The following is a 15015-nucleotide window of genomic DNA, read 5'->3' on the forward strand; positions in this document are numbered from 1 at the left end:
TATATATTCTCGTTTAGTGGGTAATTGCTCATCGGTCCGATCCTCTCGATAGTCTATAAAATGCTACGATAGCAAGCAGCAACGAAGCGAATAAGCCGCCGCCATGTATTGTGCGCAGCGTCTCATCATGTGATGCCTGTATTTGCGAGACTTGTATCGACAAGAGAGCATATACAAAGTAGGCTGCGATCACTACTGCGATACCAGCTATCAGGATGTCGATTGTGCGCGACGCTTTCATTACTCATGCTCCCCGCGGATTCGACCACCCATGGTACGAAGCTCTTTGAGCGCCTCTTTGGCTTGATCTTTGTTGGGCGGAATGCCGTGCCACTTGTAGTTATACTCCATGAAGTCGACATTTTTCCCAGGGATAGTGTGCGTAATGATGACACTCGGACGATTTTCAATTGCCTTTGCCATACCGACCGCGTCGATAATGCTTTCGACGTTGTGGCCATCGATCTCTTGGACATGCCAGCCAAAACTCTCCCACTTACCACGCAAATCTTCAAGCGGCATGACGTCTTCAGTCGGGCCATCGATCTGGATATTGTTACGATCGACAAATACGATAAGTTGCGATAACTTATATTTTCCCGCGAACAGAGCTGATTCCCAGATGTTGCCCTCATCGAGTTCACCATCACCCGTCACGACATAGACCCAACGATGATGTTGATGATCGAGATACTGAAGTGCATACGCATACCCAGCACCCTGGCCGATACCGCAGCCGAGCGGCCCGCTTGTGTTCTCTAGTCCAGGCAATTTAGTTCGCTCAGGATGACCCTGAAGTCTCGTGCCAAGTCGGCGCAGCGTCATCAGCTCATCGACCGGGAAGTAGCCTCGATGCGCCATCACCGCATATTGTACGGGCACACAGTGTCCGTTGCTAAGCATAAATATATCTCTGTCAGGATCGTCAGGACGAGCCGGATCGATATTCATGGCGTCAAAATAAAGTGCCGTTACGAGATCAGCTAACCCCAGGGGACCCGCCGAGTGACCGCTCCCCGCGTGTTCGAGCATACGCACGATATCTTTTCGCACTTCATTTGCTTTGGTCTCTAGTTGTGTAATCGTCAATCGCCCACTCATGCTACTTCCTTAAATCACACTATGTTTATTCATTTCACTTTCAAGCTGCGCATAGACTGCTGCCGGATCAGTGGCCTTATTGATCGCTCCGCCGACGTTCAACACATCAACAGTACCCTGAGCCAAACTAAAAGCGTTTTCAACGTTGACGCCGCCGTCCCACCCTACTTCTACTTCAGGATGGATCATGCGGATAAGCCGGACCTTCTCCAGCTGCATCAGGCTAGCAGTACCCCCGTAATACCCGAGGTTTCCGCAAAACACGAGGACGTGATCGGCCGCTTCAATATAGCCCCTGACGGTATTTGGTACCGTCGGCTTGAGAAGCGCGACACCGGCTTTGATACCAGCCGCTTTTAGTAATTGCAGACTTGGCGTGAGGTCTTCCTGTGCTTCAGCATGAAATATGACCGTGTGGGGCTTTAGCTCGATCAATGCCTGCACATACTGGCTCGGGTTTGCTACCATGGCGTGCACATCGACTTCCCACTCTTGCGGCCACCACAATTGATTGACACCAACAGTAAAAGAGGGCGCAAACTGGCCGTCCGTCAGGTCAATATGGACACGTTTTGCAAACGGATGGAGCCGCTCCACAGTTGTGCGATACTCATCTTCGGTTTCACATAAAAGAGCGGGTGCTATCACAGCCATGACTAAAACACATCCAACTCTGCATTTCGCCGCTTATATCGGGCTGCGCCAGCAAATGGTGTTGTCAGCCATTCGTCGATCACTTCTTTCCATAGTTCTAGATCATCGCCCGGCGCATCAAGCACCCGTGCGGGCAAGCAAAGGACGTTGCTATCGTTATCGTTACGGCATTCGTGAGCTTCAAACGTATCCCATATCACTGCTGCTCGGATACCACGGAAACGGTTGGCTGCCATCGCCATACCCTGTCCGCCGGTGCAAATCAAGATTGCCCTGGGGTCGTCCTCTTCGACCTCGCCCAGCACTTTTGTGGCCGCCATCTGCGCAAATTGCGGGAAATCATCCTGCGGATCGAGTTCCTTATCACCGACATCTTCCCATGTATAGCCGCGCTTGGTGAGGTACGCTTCGACTTTCTCCTTGAGATAAAAGCCGCCATGATCGGCACCGAGAAACAATTTCATACTGCTAAGTATAAGCGGTATTATGCTCTCTGTAAAGTGCAGGATGAGATTTTACTATTGACTTATATGTTACTTAGGATATAACGAGTATGCTCAGATGAGCGCACTTCTGCGCACACCAGTGCACCTACCCCTGAGGAGAGTTGTTATGAACAAGTCTTTCGCCATTGCCATGTTCGTGGCCGTGTTCGTCGCACCGGCGGCAGTCCAGACCGCCATCAACCTGCTCGACGAGCGCGGGTATCATCCACGATGACAGGAGTAGGGGAGATTATTTAGTCAGGGATTACGAATCGAGTACCCATGGGTACCAAGAGCCATTATTCGTGAACCCGGTATACTGTACAGTTGAGGTGGTACCCACGATTCCACTATCTAAGCACAGTTGGGGTGCCGTTGTAGAACCGGAGTATGCGGAAATCTGATCTGTTGACGAGAGATATTTTATAATAGTACTTGACTTGACTCTTGCAACTAAACTGTATGTAGTTCCAGCGTTATCAACGCAGTAGAATATTGTTGCACCAACCGGATTTACTCCGTATGTTTGTTTATTAATGTGTACTCCAATTGCTTTAAATTCGGCAACTGTTGGAAAGCGGCGATTATCTGTCCAGTGTAGTTTGGTTTGTGTAGCAATATTTGCTATATCATGGCGCACAGCACTATCTTGTGCGTGCTGGATAATTCCACTATAGCTAACGACGGAGATTACCGTTAGTATTGCGATCACACCAATCACAACCAGTATCTCTACTATCGTGAAACCACTTACACAACTGGGTTGATACCTTACGTGCATACTTATTGGCCGCCTGCCACTACCTTTCCGGCATCAGCGACTAGTTCAACAAGACGGTTTGAGTATCCCCACTCATTGTCATACCACGCCACAACTTTGACGAGATTTCCCCCGACGACATTGGTGAGTGGCAGATCAACGATAGAACTATGGCTATTGCCTTTGAAATCTGTGCTTACTAATTCCTCGGCCGTAACATCAAGAATACCCTGATAAAACGGTGTCGCAGCAGCTTCTCTAAAGGCACTGTTGACTTCATCAACTGTCACATTCCGCTTAACGAGTACCACAAAATCACTCATGCTCACTACTGGTGTCGGGACGCGTACTGACAAACCACCGAATTTTCCCTCGAGTGCCGGTAAGGCTTTTGCCGCAGCGATGGAGGCACCGGTCGTTGTCGGAACAATGTTCTCGGCTGCCGCACGTGCCTCACGAAGATCTTTTGCGGGAGCATCTTGAAGCCGCTGGCTCGCAGTATAACTATGAACCGTTGTCATCATAGCTTTTTCGATACCAAACGCCTTCTCGAGCACCGCCATCACTGGGGTGATACAGTTTGTCGTACACGATGCATTTGAGATCACGGCGGTAGAATGCTCAATCTGATCTTCATTTACGCCGAGGACAATGGTATCGGCCCCCTCGCCCTTCGCCGGTGCCGAAATGACTACCTTTTTTGCACCGGCATCGATATGCGCTTGAGCCTTGGCCGGATCAACAAAAAATCCCGTCGACTCGATCACGACATCGATGTTATGATCGCGCCATGGAAGGGCTGAGGGTTCTTTCTCCGCCAACACCGCGATATGTTGCCCATCAACGATGATACCCGTTTCGTCGTGTCCTACCTCGTGAGCGTAGGTTCCGTACGATGAATCATGTTTGAGAAGATGTGCTAGTGTCCTCGTATCGGTAAGGTCGTTGATCGCCACAACTTCCACGTCATCACGCTCAAAGGCGATTTTAAATGCGTTTCGACCTATCCTCCCGAATCCGTTGATTGCCACTCTCACTTTGCCCATAGTGTTCCTCATTGTTTTAGCATTAGCTCTATTATCTCATAGTATATCGCACCGATTCCATTCCTAGTAGATTGACATTAGTTATGTTTGGTTTTCTAATGGTAAGTTCAATCGTCTTTTAGTATTTTTCTGTATACTTAGTAGTATGGATACGAGCGAGGTGTTGCGGGCGGCCAAAGGACAATATGGCAAACAGCAACTTCTTGTGCTCTCTCGCGCTATTGATTACGCGGCAGAAGTCCACAAGGGCCAACGACGAAAGAGTGGTGAGCCCTATATCACTCACCCGCTGTCTGTGGCGGTGCTCCTGATCGAATGGGGCATGGATGTCGATTCAGTCATTGCCGGTATCCTCCATGACACCGTCGAAGACACTACTGCCACACTCGAACAAATCGAGCACTCGTTTGGAAAAGACGTCGCTTTTTTGGTTGACGGCGTGACAAAGGTAAGCCAGGCTCGTGCCGGTATGCAAAGCCTCGAAAATTACCTACCGCAAACTCGTGATAATCTCACCAAACTTCTCATCGCCGTTGGTCAAGATGTCCGTGTTATCATCATCAAACTTGCCGACCGACTGCACAATATGAAAACTCTACAGTATAAGAGTCAGGAGAAGCAAAAAAAGATCGCACGTGAAACGATCGAGGTATTTGCACCACTTGCTGACCGACTCAATATGGGTCGAGTCCGCGTTCAACTGGAAGAGCTTAGTTTTCGCTACCTGTGGCCAAAAGAATTTGAGACTACGAAGCAGCTGATGGACAGTCGATTGAGTAAGAGTAAGAAAAAACTTGAGAGCGTGCGTCGAGAGGTCGATGCTTACCTTACAAAAGAAAAAATCCCTCACTCGATAGACGGCCGTGTCAAGAGCGTCTATAGCCTCTACAAAAAACTCAAGCGAGTACCAAACATTGATGATATTTATGACCTCATGGCGTTACGAATTGTCGTCGATGATTTGGCAACGTGCTACCTTGTGCTTGGTGAACTCCATAGCCTCTACGAGCCAATGGTAGATCGTATCAAAGATTATATTGCCAAACCAAAACCAAACGGCTACCAATCACTCCATACAACAATTATCACCAAAAACGGTCAGCATGTTGAGTTTCAGGTGCGCACACGGGAAATGCATGAATACGCTGAGCGTGGGTTGGCGGCAAGTTTTCACTACAACGAACAAAAATTAACAGAGGCCTATATCCGTGGTAACATGGCCGAGTTGCCGGCCGATCTCCACTGGATTGCCGATCTGCAAAACGCTGCCGCTCAGATAAATGAGGGTAAGGAGTTCGACGTCGAAAATCTCAAAGTCGATTTGTTTGGTGATCGTATTTTTGTGTTTTCGCCAAAAGGTGATATTTATGATCTGCCAGATGGAGCTTTTCCACTAGATTATGCTTACAGAGTACACTCCGACCTGGCGGCGCGCGCAAGTGGTTTTATGATCAATGGCAAGATGGAGCCCTTTAGCCATCAGCTTCAGCATGGTGATGTGGTGGAGATTTTGACAAGCAAGGGCGCGAAACCACGTCCCGACTGGCAACAGTACGTACTTACTAGTCATGCCCGCATGAAATTACGCGCCCAACTACGAAAAGGGGGTGTATTGGGACGTATCTCAAACGCCGCCTCGATTCTTCACCGCAAGATGCGCAAAAACAAACGATCGTAGTTACTTATTGTTATAGCGCTCAATGCACTCAACAATAATGCGCTTGGCTTCCTCGACATCTCCCCAGCCAATCACTCGAGTACTACCAGGCTTCTTCAGATCTTTGTAGTGCGTGAAGTGATGCTCGATTTGCTGTTTCCAGCGTTCACCTAAATCTTCGACGCTACGATACTGATCACCCGTTTGTCGATCGTCGGCAGGACAGACGACAACCTTGTCATCGACTTCACCATCATCCTCAAACTTTAGAACACCGAGGATCCGCGCTTCGAGCCAGATGCCCGTGACGAGCGGCTCGTGACAGACGATCAGTGTATCAAGCTCATCGCCATCCTCATCGAGTGTTTGTGGGATAAACCCATAGTTGACTGGTTTGGCAAAAATTTGTGGCTCAACACGATCAAGGGTAAACGCTGCACGCTCACGATCCCATTCAATTTTTAATGTTGACCCCTCGGGAATCTCAACTACCGTATTAACAACGCCATTATCGACATCTCCCGGGAGAAGCACCTGATTGAAATCAGCCATTTTTTTCCTTTCGCTTAACAAACTGTGTTTTAGTGTACCAGCTTTGAGCGTGCTAGGGTATACTGAGACGATAGAACTATGCCGTCTTCTCACCCTTCGCATCTCTTAACTGCCGCAGACTATATCGCCGACGTTACGTCGTCGATCAACCGCGCAAAAACGCGCATAGCAGTTGTAGCGACAACCTTGCATGCCGACGACCCGCTAGCTGAAGCATTGGTCGATGCACTCTGTGCAGCCGCAACTCGAGGTCTCACGGTATCAGTCTGTATCGATGCCTACACCTATATTGAGCCAAAAGAGTTTTTATTGAAGTCTCCGCGCCGCCACCCAAAACGCGCCTATCGAGCCCTCAAGGTTGAGCGCCGGCTAAAAAAGCAAGGTGTCGATTTTCACTGGCTTGGCCGTACCACTAACTTTGCCCTGACGGGTCGAACTCATAGTAAATGGACTATTGTCGATGACTGCGTCTATAGTTTTGGTGGCGTCAACCTGGATCGTGCCAGTTTTGCAAATACTGACTATATGCTCAAGATGGTCGATGCCGTGTTTGCCGATGCCCTCTACAGCGAACACCTCGACCTCATTCGTGCTGATCGCTCAGGGCGAGCCAGCAAGAGCAGGACCCTCACCGTCAGTCCATCGATGACCGTTCTCCTCGATGGAGGGATGCCTGGCAACTCACTTATTTATCGCCGTGCCTGTAGTTTGGCCAAACAAGCTAACGAGATAACGCTCGTATCGCAATTTTGTCCTACCGGTAAGTTAGGTCGCATCTTAAAGCGAAAAAAAGCTACTCTGTATTTTAATCATTGGCGTGAGGCCGAGGTGCTCAACAAAGTTCTCATTCAGGTAAGCATGTTGTTTACACGCCACAAGACCCTGTACCAAAGAGAGCAGTACTTGCATGCAAAATGTATAATTTTTACTATGTCAAACGGAAGCAAGGTCGCGCTTAGCAGCTCGCATAATTTTGTATATGGCGGCGTGCTGCTCGGTACCCGGGAAATTGCTCTTGAAACAACTGATCGAACCGTCATCCAACAGCTTGAGTCGTTCATCACCCATCACGTTGCCGGCCGCGACTGAATGATACAATGACAGTATGTTAATTATCGGTCATCGCGGAGCAAAAGGTCTCGCACCCGAAAATACGCTTGCCGCATTGCAGGCTGGAGTCGATGCTGGTGCCGACATGCTTGAATGTGACGTACGGCTGACAAAAGATAACCAGTTGGTTATCATTCACGATTCTCGTTTGATGCGTACACACCGCCAGCTCGTTGCCGTGAGCGGACTTACCCTTGCTGAGCTACAGGAGCGAACTCCCGACATGCCAGTTCCAACGCTCAGAGAAGCACTCGATGCTTATTTTGGGAAAATCATACTCAATATTGAAATCAAAAGCCGCGGAGCAGGCAAAGCAGTCGTGGCGCTCCTCGCAAAAGACTACATAACACGACCTCAGGACTGGGACACTATCCTCCTGTCTTCTTTCCACGTGGGTGAACTTCGCTCGATACGCCGCGCATCACAGCGAGCCAATATTGCACTACTCCACCGAGAAAACCCCTTTACCTTCATTGCTTTTGAACGCAGTTTACGACTTTCGGCAGTCGGTTTTCATCGATTGACCATAAACTCATTCGCCCTCGATATTGCTCATCGAATCGGGTTATTTACCTATGTCTATACCGTCAACCGGCCCGAGGCCGCCCTGCGACTCGAAGCCCAAGGGGTGGATGGTATCGTTACCAACTATCCCGATATACTTGTTGAGGTATTAAACAATTCAAACTAGTTTTTTGCGGATGATAGAGCATCGAGATATTCTCGAATATTGAGGGCAGCCGTGGCTCCTTCACCAACCGCACTGGCTACTTGCATTGTCGCCCCACTGCGAACATCGCCGCTGGCAAAGATACCGGGTACGGCCGTCTCGAGATGTTCATTGGTGATGATATGCCCGATCGGGTCAAGTTCAACCCCGCTCCCAACCAAAAACTCTGTGTTCGGTTTGAGACCAATGAATACAAAGGTACCGTCGACCTGTAGCTCATCAGACTGACCCGCAGAGACTGTACGAACAGTCATTGCCTTGGTTTCGCTATCAACGCTAATCTCAGTTGGTACCGTTTGTAAATGAATGGTAACCTTACCAGCATCAACGTACTTCTGCAATTCATCTTGCAATACCTGGCTCGCTTTGACCGTACTACGTACCAACAGATCTATGTGACTCGCAAACCGAGTCAGAAAGATTGCTTCCTGCACGCCAGAGTTGCCACCGCCGACCACTACGAGCCGCTTATCACGATAAAACGCGCCATCACAGGTTGCGCAGTAGTGCACGCCGCGTCCATAATACTCAGCTTCACCCGGAATCCCCAATTTGTTGTAGTCACTTCCTGTTGCAATCAGTACGCTCTGTGCTTTGACCTCTTCACCATCAACTGTCAACACAATGCCGTCTTGGCCACGACGCACCGCAGATACGTCACCGTACTTGATGACTGCGCCGAAGCGCTCGGCTTGTTTTTGCAGATTATCTGCCAAGGTCAGCCCTTCAATGCCATCGGGAAACCCAGGGTAATTGTCGACTTTATCGGTGATCGCTGCAAGTCCACCCACAACTGCCTTTTCGTACAATACTGTCTCGATGTCCTCACGTGTCGTATAAATTGCGGCAGCGAGAGCACTCGGCCCGGCACCGATCATCACAACATCATGGATAGTTTCATCGGTCATCATCACCCTCCTTACTTATTGTCCCAGCCCCTGAAATAGCTCCATCGGATAGGTTGGCGGCGTTATTTCAGCCGCCGCAGGTATTGCCATCACAATAAATTTGAGTGGTGTGTTTGGCGGAATAACTTCATTACCCTGTTGGTCTTTTGTCCCCTGTTCTTTATACCCCTTATCTGAGGGGATGGTCAGCTCCCGCACGCCGCCGAGACGCATTCCCTTCATGCCTTCTTTCCAACCCTGGATTAAACTACTTGTTGCCAGGCCATCAATGGCAAGCGGTGACTTCAATTTGCCCGAGGCTGGGTCGATTGATTGCTCTTGGATTGTGCCACGCGGTAACCACAGAATATAGTAGGCGGCAAACTTCGTGGTATCCGTCACTTCCTCGCCGTCGCCGACAATAAGGTCTTGTGTCTGTAGTGTTTTATTGTTGCTTTCGATATCGTAGACACCAACTCTTGAGCCAAACTGACTAAATGTCGAATAATATTTTGCCGAAAGTTCATCTGCCTGTGCAGCTTTCTGGGCCTGATATACTTTCACTTTTGCTTGGTAATCATTTTGTACCTTTTGAGTCTTGCCGCATCATCTGATTGATTTTTTGTCGTCAATATCAGTGCCGCAAATGACCCAATCGTCCCCACAACGGTGACGATTAAAATAATCATAATGCCTAGTCGCTGGCTCTTTGTTGTTGCCACATCTGTCCCTTTCGTTTGTTGAGCTCGTTTTAGTATAGCAAATTAGCGACGTTTTTTCACCTTGATCGTAGGGGCAAAGTAATCGTCTTCGTAGACTTTTGCAGCTCGCCAGGCCCCCAGTGAGGTACCAAGCGGTAACACCTCACTGTATCCGACGAGATCAGCAACTCGACGGATTAGTCCACCAATCCACCCACAAAATCGAAGCCAGCGCCACTCAACAATTGCCCACCTAGCTCCAACCGGTATAGCCTGCACCGGCAAAATAGCCTTATACGGCTTCATTGGTCGTCCAGATGTCTGCCTCTTTAGATTACGCGCAACAGTTCGCGCATCATGAATTGCCGTCTGGGCAAGACCAGTGAACGGTGTTGCCGCATTGTCACCGATGACATAGATATCCTTATTTGCCTGCAAATATTGATCAACTTCGACGCGACCATTTTTTGCCAGTCGAAACACCGATGGATTGTTAGCAAAAAATGGATGATTCGTTACTCCAGAGGTCCAAATGACGGTATGACTATCGATCGAAGCACCGCTCACAATTAATTCATGAGCCGTCTCCCTTTCGACTTTTTTACCGGTTTCTACACGCACACCAAGTTTCTTTAGACGTCGCGTTACCCTACGACTTGTCTGCTCTGATAGCCGAGGTAAGATTCGCGGCATCGCTTCTACCAGGCGAATATTTACCGTACGTTCTCTGATATGATACCGCTTCATGAGTCGCTTCAGATACGTTCCCATCGCCGCCGATAATTCAACGCCGGTTGGACCGCCACCGATAATAATGTAGTTTTTATCGAGATGATGATTCTCGGCGATGTCAATCGAAAGCCGTCGTTTTAACCGCTTGATCTCTTCTTCGGACTTAATGCCGTAGGCGTAGGTCTCTAGTCCTGGGATACCAAAATAGGTTGTCACGACACCAATCGCAATAATACACACTTCATAATGATAAGAGGTTCCCGACTCACCGCCGACAACTTTCTGCTCTACATCGATCGATGTGATAGTGTCGATATACACTTCGACATTACTACTCTCGGCGAAAATCTCGCCCAATGGAGCCCAAGATTCAAGATGACTATGTCCAGTAGCGGAGCTATATAAGGTTGGGTAATACTGAAACTCTGTGCTATCTGAAATAAGCGTGATGTGATTGCGGCTATCTTTTGACAACTCAAGTGCTGCCTTGATACCACCGAATCCGCCGCCAACAATTATAATATTCATCGCTACTTACAAAAAACGTACTATTATTTTTTTCACTGGTAGTATAATAGCAGATGAAAGCATAAGCGTAAAAGGAAATTGGTCACTATGGATGGATTCTTAGCAGCGCGTTCACTGATTGGACATTCGCTTGCATTTCATATTTTGATCGTTGCGCTCTCCATCGGCCTCCCGGTGCTGCTTAGTTTATTTGAGTGGTACGCGTGGCGCAAAAATAGCGAACGTCTCAGAGCATTTGTGCGACTGCTCGCGAAATGGACCGCCGTGTTTGTGATCGGTGGTATTTTCACCGGAACAATCATTGCACTTCAAATGTCAACGCTTTGGGCCCCATTTATGAATGAAGTACGTCCGACTGTCGGGAAGTTCTTTCAGCTCGAGGGCTACATGTTTCTTATTGAGGCAGCGTTCTTGTCATGGTATCTCGGTACGATGAAGCAAACTGGCACGCTCCGTCATTTTTTGATAAGCATTCCTATTAGTATCGGTTCTATAGGTTCGGCATTTTTCATTACTGCAGTTAACGCGTTCATGAATAACTCGACAGCGACATTGACGTCGACAACTATCAATGAGGTGTCCCACTCAGTTGCATCCTATATTTTTGCGACAACGTTATTAGTGCTCGCGTATGTTGTGTGGCGCAATCTCCACAAACAGCCTGCTTCTACGAAAACATTTCTAAATTGGACCATCAAGCGGCTCGTCGCTGTTTCAGCTATTTTACTGGTAACACTCGCATTGTTAGGTCATCAATCTGCCGTCAATATTGCCGAGACACAGCCCGCCAAACTCGCCGCCATCGAGCTACTCGACAAAACACAGTCAAACGCACCGCTCCGTATCGGTGGTGACATCGATGCCAACGGTAAAGCCGAGGGAGGTATTGTACTACCCGGTATGCTGAGCCTCCTCGCAGGATATTCAACTGCCTATGAGGTAAAAGGGCTAGACCAGGTACCGCGCTACCAATGGCCCCCGCTCATTGTCCATCTCTTATTCGATACAAAGATGGCACTTGTTGGCCTCTCGTCACTTCTCGTTCTTGGTGCGATATTCTTTCTGTGGCGCAAGGGGTCGTTTCCTCGCTGGTTTAGCATCACCTTTATCCCTCTTAGTGTCGTCGGAATGATTATGATGGAGTTAGGCTGGTTTATCACTGAACTCGGGCGTCAAACCTGGACTGTTGCCGGAAAACAAACTACCGCAGCAGCCTTTACGCATGGTGCAACTATCGGCAACAGTCTGTTTATCTTTATCCTCCTCTTTGCTGTGCTTAGCTGTGCAACCGCTTTCGCACTCGCTTATACGACTAGGCATTGGCGCGCCACGGAGAAAACATCATGGTAGAAACACTTTACATCCTCATACTTATTCCGGTGCTTTTGTACCTATTCTTTTCGGTGTTGGAGATTTGGCTGGTATATCGGATTGCACTGCGCAATCACAGTCGATCCTTATTATTTATCCAGGGTTCAACCGAGCTTACTCATACACTGCTCGTATTTGCTTATGCGCAGTTTATGGTGACGTTTTCGAGTCTCCTCATAGATATTGGTGGCGAGCTCTATTGGCCGATCGCGCTACTTATGGCAACCCTATTACTTCGCGGCTCTACCTACCTTTTGCTCTTTTATCGTGAGCGGCCGCCGCGCTGGATGTATCTTGTACTCCTCGGCACCTACCTCGTGGGGGTTACTTCACTTGTCTGGGCGCTATTGATTGTTATTCCCGCTATCGCAACAAAGGGCTTCATACCCGACACCACCAACATCGATCTCGTACTCACCGTTGGCTTACCTGCACTCGCCTTTGTCATGATCCCGATCATTGCTGTTTACAAGAGTGCTTTTGCCGCTCTTCGTAAAAAATGATCATATATTAACTTTGACTTTTTGTACACTTAAGATTATGATTATCATATAATCTCATCAGCCGATGAGGTTATCTCGAGAGAGGAGTGTCATAGCATGGCAGACTGTTACTATCACGGTTACTCAGGCGGTCCCGGGAGGTGTATACACTGCGACAGGGAACAGCAGGCCAATCTGGAACCTGGCACCCTGGATGGTTACGACCAAGAGGTCACCACTCACGACTGGCGACATGGTCGGATTGGTCGGATCGGCCAACCCGGCATTCCGCCCCAGCCCAACACCCCGCCTTCTCGTTAACCCCGCACCGGCACATCCCCAAAGAAGGGGCTTCGCGAACGATGCGGGGCCCCTTTTTTAATTTCGTCTACGCGGCGATATCAAACTCTGCTAGTTTCTTTTTGGCGGCCTCAGAGGTGCCAAGTTGGAGCGCAAGGAGTTGACCGTAAATACCCTTTGTCTTACTCAACTGAGCGGGAGTACCGATCTCATCCACCTTGCCATTCTTGAGTGTGACGATCATATCTACCTCTGCAATGGTACTAAGACGGTGCGCGATCACTAGCGTTGTGCGATCTTTCATCAGTCTATCGAGCGCTTGCTGCACCTCGTGTTCGGCACGACTATCAAGACTGCTGGTGGCTTCATCGAGAATGAGAATCGGAGCGTCTTTGAGCAAAGCACGCGCGATCGAAATACGCTGTTTTTGACCGCCACTCAATTTGATACCACGCTCACCTATTTCAGTGTCGTAGCCATTCGGAAATGCTGAGATGAAATCATGCGCGTTAGCAGCCTTGGCCGCTTTTTCAATTTCTTTATCGGTTGCATCAGGTTTCGCATACGAAATATTCTCACGCACCGTTCCACTAAATAACGCCGCATCCTGAAATACCGTTGCAATATTCTTTCGCAAGCTGTGACGCGACACCATACTAATGTCTTGTCCGTCGATCACGACGCGTCCTGCAGTGGGTTGGTAGAGCCCCATCAGAAGATTTGAGATCGTCGACTTACCACCTCCAGACTCACCGACAAGTGCCAGCTTCGTCCCGGGTTCAATCGAAAAACTGATATTTTTTAGTACCTGATTTCCCTTAGCTCCATACGAAAAATTAACTCCCCTATACTCAATCGCCGCCTTTTGGATCAGTAGCTCCGCGCTACTTGCTTCCGGCTCGGGCGATTCCTGAAGTGCCGCCAAGTAATCACGACTATTCGCCACGGCGCGCTGATAGCTGTCTACAAAGAAGCTAAGACCGTTGAGCGGCATACTTGCCTGCTGAATCAAAACAACGAGCATGGCGATATCACCAACCGAAAGCTGTCCCTGTCCAGCCAAATAAAAAATCACGAGCAGACTCAGCGCACGAATAATGCCAAAGATCATGCCCCTCCAAAAATTCATCGTATGCCAGAACCGTGACTGCTCTCTGGTGAGAGCGATCATACTGCTAACCTCACCATCAAAAAGTGCGTATTCGCGTCGTTCCGTCACAAAACTTTTGACAAGCCGGATCTGCCCAACCACTTCCGCAAAGCGACCGCTCGCAGTATCAAAATGTTGGTTTTTTTGTTTCTCGAGTTCCTGCCACTTTCCACTTGTGCGTGCTGTCAGATAGAGATTCGCGGGTATCAGTATGGCGAATAGTATCGCTAATTGCCATCCATAAAATGCCAATACCGCCAGTGTTAATGTCGTGGTCAGTAACATCTGCAGTAGGTTGTTTGAGAAAAACTGAAAGAAATTGGTAATATCTGTGATCGCTCGGCTGAGTCGATTAATGATTTTACCTGTCACTTCATTGTCAAAATAGTGCTGAGGAAGTGTCAAAAGATGACGATAGTATGCCGATGAAAGCTGGTGGCGAGCACGAATTGCCAACTGATCACCCACATACCCACTCACATCAGTAATAAGCGCGCTGAGAAGTGCAACACCAGCCAATGCGCTCCCGAACCAAATGATATGATTCCAGTCAAAAGCGACATGATGTGCGTTGATAGCTACCACCCAATCAGTTGCAAGTTTGATGACATACGGCGGCACAAAGGAAAGCAGCGAGCTAATTAACGCTAAGGAGCCGATGACAACCATATAGCGTCCGAGTCCAGTGGTGAAGCCAAAGATTGTTCGAATTGATTTCATCTGACTAGTATACTATGAAATACCTATTTGCCGAGACTCGTGCAGCCGC

Annotated in this window: 16 protein-coding genes; 5 read left to right on the forward strand and 11 right to left on the reverse strand. The window is 48.7% G+C overall.

What is annotated here, in order from left to right:
* Positions 1-28: 28 nt before the first annotated feature.
* The 5 genes from L336_RS00460 to gap form a co-directional block, all read right to left on the reverse strand.
* A complete protein-coding gene (locus L336_RS00460; RefSeq protein ID WP_015641250.1) occupies positions 29-241 on the reverse strand; it encodes a hypothetical protein in 213 nt (70 codons plus the stop codon).
* On the reverse strand, positions 241-1101 hold the full coding sequence (locus L336_RS00465; RefSeq protein WP_015641251.1) for a transketolase: 861 nt from the start codon (positions 1099-1101) through the stop codon (positions 241-243). The genes L336_RS00460 and L336_RS00465 overlap by 1 nt, the downstream gene beginning before the upstream one ends.
* A gap of 9 nt (positions 1102-1110) precedes the next feature.
* Positions 1111-1755 carry a ribulose-phosphate 3-epimerase gene (locus tag L336_RS00470; RefSeq protein WP_015641252.1) on the reverse strand — a complete coding sequence of 215 codons (645 nt, stop codon included), beginning with the start codon at positions 1753-1755 and terminating at the stop codon, positions 1111-1113.
* Positions 1756-1757: 2 nt separating this feature from the next.
* On the reverse strand, positions 1758-2219 hold the full coding sequence (locus L336_RS00475) for an RpiB/LacA/LacB family sugar-phosphate isomerase (protein ID WP_015641253.1): 462 nt from the start codon (positions 2217-2219) through the stop codon (positions 1758-1760).
* An 804-nt stretch (positions 2220-3023) separates the two neighbouring features.
* The gene (gap, locus tag L336_RS00485) at positions 3024-4046 is read right to left on the reverse strand and encodes a type I glyceraldehyde-3-phosphate dehydrogenase (RefSeq protein WP_015641255.1); all 1023 of its coding nucleotides are present in this window, start codon (positions 4044-4046) and stop codon (positions 3024-3026) included.
* Positions 4047-4191: 145 nt separating this feature from the next.
* On the opposite strand from gap, the gene L336_RS00490 reads away from it, so the two are divergent.
* Complete coding sequence (locus L336_RS00490; protein WP_015641256.1) at positions 4192-5724, forward strand: RelA/SpoT family protein; 1533 nt, start codon at positions 4192-4194, stop codon at positions 5722-5724.
* Here L336_RS00490 and L336_RS00495 read toward each other — a convergent pair whose 3' ends face one another.
* Positions 5725-6255 carry an inorganic diphosphatase gene (locus L336_RS00495; protein WP_015641257.1) on the reverse strand — a complete coding sequence of 177 codons (531 nt, stop codon included), beginning with the start codon at positions 6253-6255 and terminating at the stop codon, positions 5725-5727.
* A gap of 78 nt (positions 6256-6333) precedes the next feature.
* Here L336_RS00495 and L336_RS00500 point away from each other — a divergent pair, with 78 nt between their 5' ends.
* Positions 6334-7344, forward strand: coding sequence for a phospholipase D-like domain-containing protein (locus L336_RS00500; protein ID WP_015641258.1), 1011 nt, complete (start codon positions 6334-6336; stop codon positions 7342-7344).
* A gap of 16 nt (positions 7345-7360) precedes the next feature.
* The gene (locus L336_RS00505) at positions 7361-8056 is read left to right on the forward strand and encodes a glycerophosphodiester phosphodiesterase (RefSeq protein ID WP_015641259.1); all 696 of its coding nucleotides are present in this window, start codon (positions 7361-7363) and stop codon (positions 8054-8056) included.
* Here L336_RS00505 and L336_RS00510 read toward each other — a convergent pair.
* The 4 genes from L336_RS00510 to L336_RS00520 are packed head-to-tail and all read right to left on the reverse strand — an operon-like array spanning position 8053 to position 10943.
* Positions 8053-9006 carry an NAD(P)/FAD-dependent oxidoreductase gene (locus tag L336_RS00510; protein WP_015641260.1) on the reverse strand — a complete coding sequence of 318 codons (954 nt, stop codon included), beginning with the start codon at positions 9004-9006 and terminating at the stop codon, positions 8053-8055. The genes L336_RS00505 and L336_RS00510 overlap by 4 nt on opposite strands.
* Before the next feature lie 12 nt (positions 9007-9018).
* Positions 9019-9546 carry an FKBP-type peptidyl-prolyl cis-trans isomerase gene (locus L336_RS05430; protein WP_015641261.1) on the reverse strand — a complete coding sequence of 176 codons (528 nt, stop codon included), beginning with the start codon at positions 9544-9546 and terminating at the stop codon, positions 9019-9021.
* Positions 9543-9704, reverse strand: coding sequence for a hypothetical protein (locus tag L336_RS05860; protein ID WP_015641262.1), 162 nt, complete (start codon positions 9702-9704; stop codon positions 9543-9545). The genes L336_RS05430 and L336_RS05860 overlap by 4 nt, the downstream gene beginning before the upstream one ends.
* A 42-nt stretch (positions 9705-9746) precedes the next feature.
* The gene (locus L336_RS00520) at positions 9747-10943 is read right to left on the reverse strand and encodes an NAD(P)/FAD-dependent oxidoreductase (RefSeq protein WP_015641263.1); all 1197 of its coding nucleotides are present in this window, start codon (positions 10941-10943) and stop codon (positions 9747-9749) included.
* A gap of 87 nt (positions 10944-11030) precedes the next feature.
* Between L336_RS00520 and L336_RS00525 the strand changes: the two genes are divergently transcribed.
* Entirely contained in the window at positions 11031-12293 is a 1263-nt protein-coding gene (locus L336_RS00525; protein ID WP_015641264.1) for a cytochrome ubiquinol oxidase subunit I, read from the forward strand.
* Positions 12287-12817, forward strand: a complete 531-nt coding sequence (locus L336_RS00530; protein ID WP_015641265.1) for a hypothetical protein — start codon at positions 12287-12289, stop codon at positions 12815-12817. The genes L336_RS00525 and L336_RS00530 overlap by 7 nt, the downstream gene beginning before the upstream one ends.
* 367 nt (positions 12818-13184) lie before the next feature.
* On the opposite strand, the gene L336_RS00540 is transcribed toward L336_RS00530, so the two are convergent.
* Positions 13185-14966 carry an ABC transporter ATP-binding protein gene (locus tag L336_RS00540; RefSeq protein ID WP_015641266.1) on the reverse strand — a complete coding sequence of 594 codons (1782 nt, stop codon included), beginning with the start codon at positions 14964-14966 and terminating at the stop codon, positions 13185-13187.
* Positions 14967-15015 lie beyond the last annotated feature (49 nt).

It is taken from the genome of Candidatus Saccharimonas aalborgensis (assembly GCF_000392435.1).
In the GTDB taxonomy this organism is placed as follows: Bacteria; Patescibacteriota; Saccharimonadia; order Saccharimonadales; family Saccharimonadaceae; genus Saccharimonas; species Saccharimonas aalborgensis.

Bases quoted from the DNA above. Each gene is read 5' to 3' on its own strand.
- L336_RS00460 (WP_015641250.1), bottom strand. From the start codon at position 241: ATGAAAGCGTCGCGCACAATCGACATCCTGATAGCTGGTATCGCAGTA.
- L336_RS00465 (WP_015641251.1), bottom strand. From the start codon at position 1,101: ATGAGTGGGCGATTGACGATTACACAACTAGAGACCAAAGCAAATGAA.
- L336_RS00470 (WP_015641252.1), bottom strand. From the start codon at position 1,755: ATGGCTGTGATAGCACCCGCTCTTTTATGTGAAACCGAAGATGAGTAT.
- L336_RS00475 (WP_015641253.1), bottom strand. From the start codon at position 2,219: ATGAAATTGTTTCTCGGTGCCGATCATGGCGGCTTTTATCTCAAGGAG.
- gap (WP_015641255.1), bottom strand. From the start codon at position 4,046: ATGGGCAAAGTGAGAGTGGCAATCAACGGATTCGGGAGGATAGGTCGA.
- L336_RS00490 (WP_015641256.1), top strand. From the start codon at position 4,192: ATGGATACGAGCGAGGTGTTGCGGGCGGCCAAAGGACAATATGGCAAA.
- L336_RS00495 (WP_015641257.1), bottom strand. From the start codon at position 6,255: ATGGCTGATTTCAATCAGGTGCTTCTCCCGGGAGATGTCGATAATGGC.
- L336_RS00500 (WP_015641258.1), top strand. From the start codon at position 6,334: ATGCCGTCTTCTCACCCTTCGCATCTCTTAACTGCCGCAGACTATATC.
- L336_RS00505 (WP_015641259.1), top strand. From the start codon at position 7,361: ATGTTAATTATCGGTCATCGCGGAGCAAAAGGTCTCGCACCCGAAAAT.
- L336_RS00510 (WP_015641260.1), bottom strand. From the start codon at position 9,006: ATGATGACCGATGAAACTATCCATGATGTTGTGATGATCGGTGCCGGG.
- L336_RS00520 (WP_015641263.1), bottom strand. From the start codon at position 10,943: ATGAATATTATAATTGTTGGCGGCGGATTCGGTGGTATCAAGGCAGCA.
- L336_RS00525 (WP_015641264.1), top strand. From the start codon at position 11,031: ATGGATGGATTCTTAGCAGCGCGTTCACTGATTGGACATTCGCTTGCA.
- L336_RS00530 (WP_015641265.1), top strand. From the start codon at position 12,287: ATGGTAGAAACACTTTACATCCTCATACTTATTCCGGTGCTTTTGTAC.
- L336_RS00540 (WP_015641266.1), bottom strand. From the start codon at position 14,966: ATGAAATCAATTCGAACAATCTTTGGCTTCACCACTGGACTCGGACGC.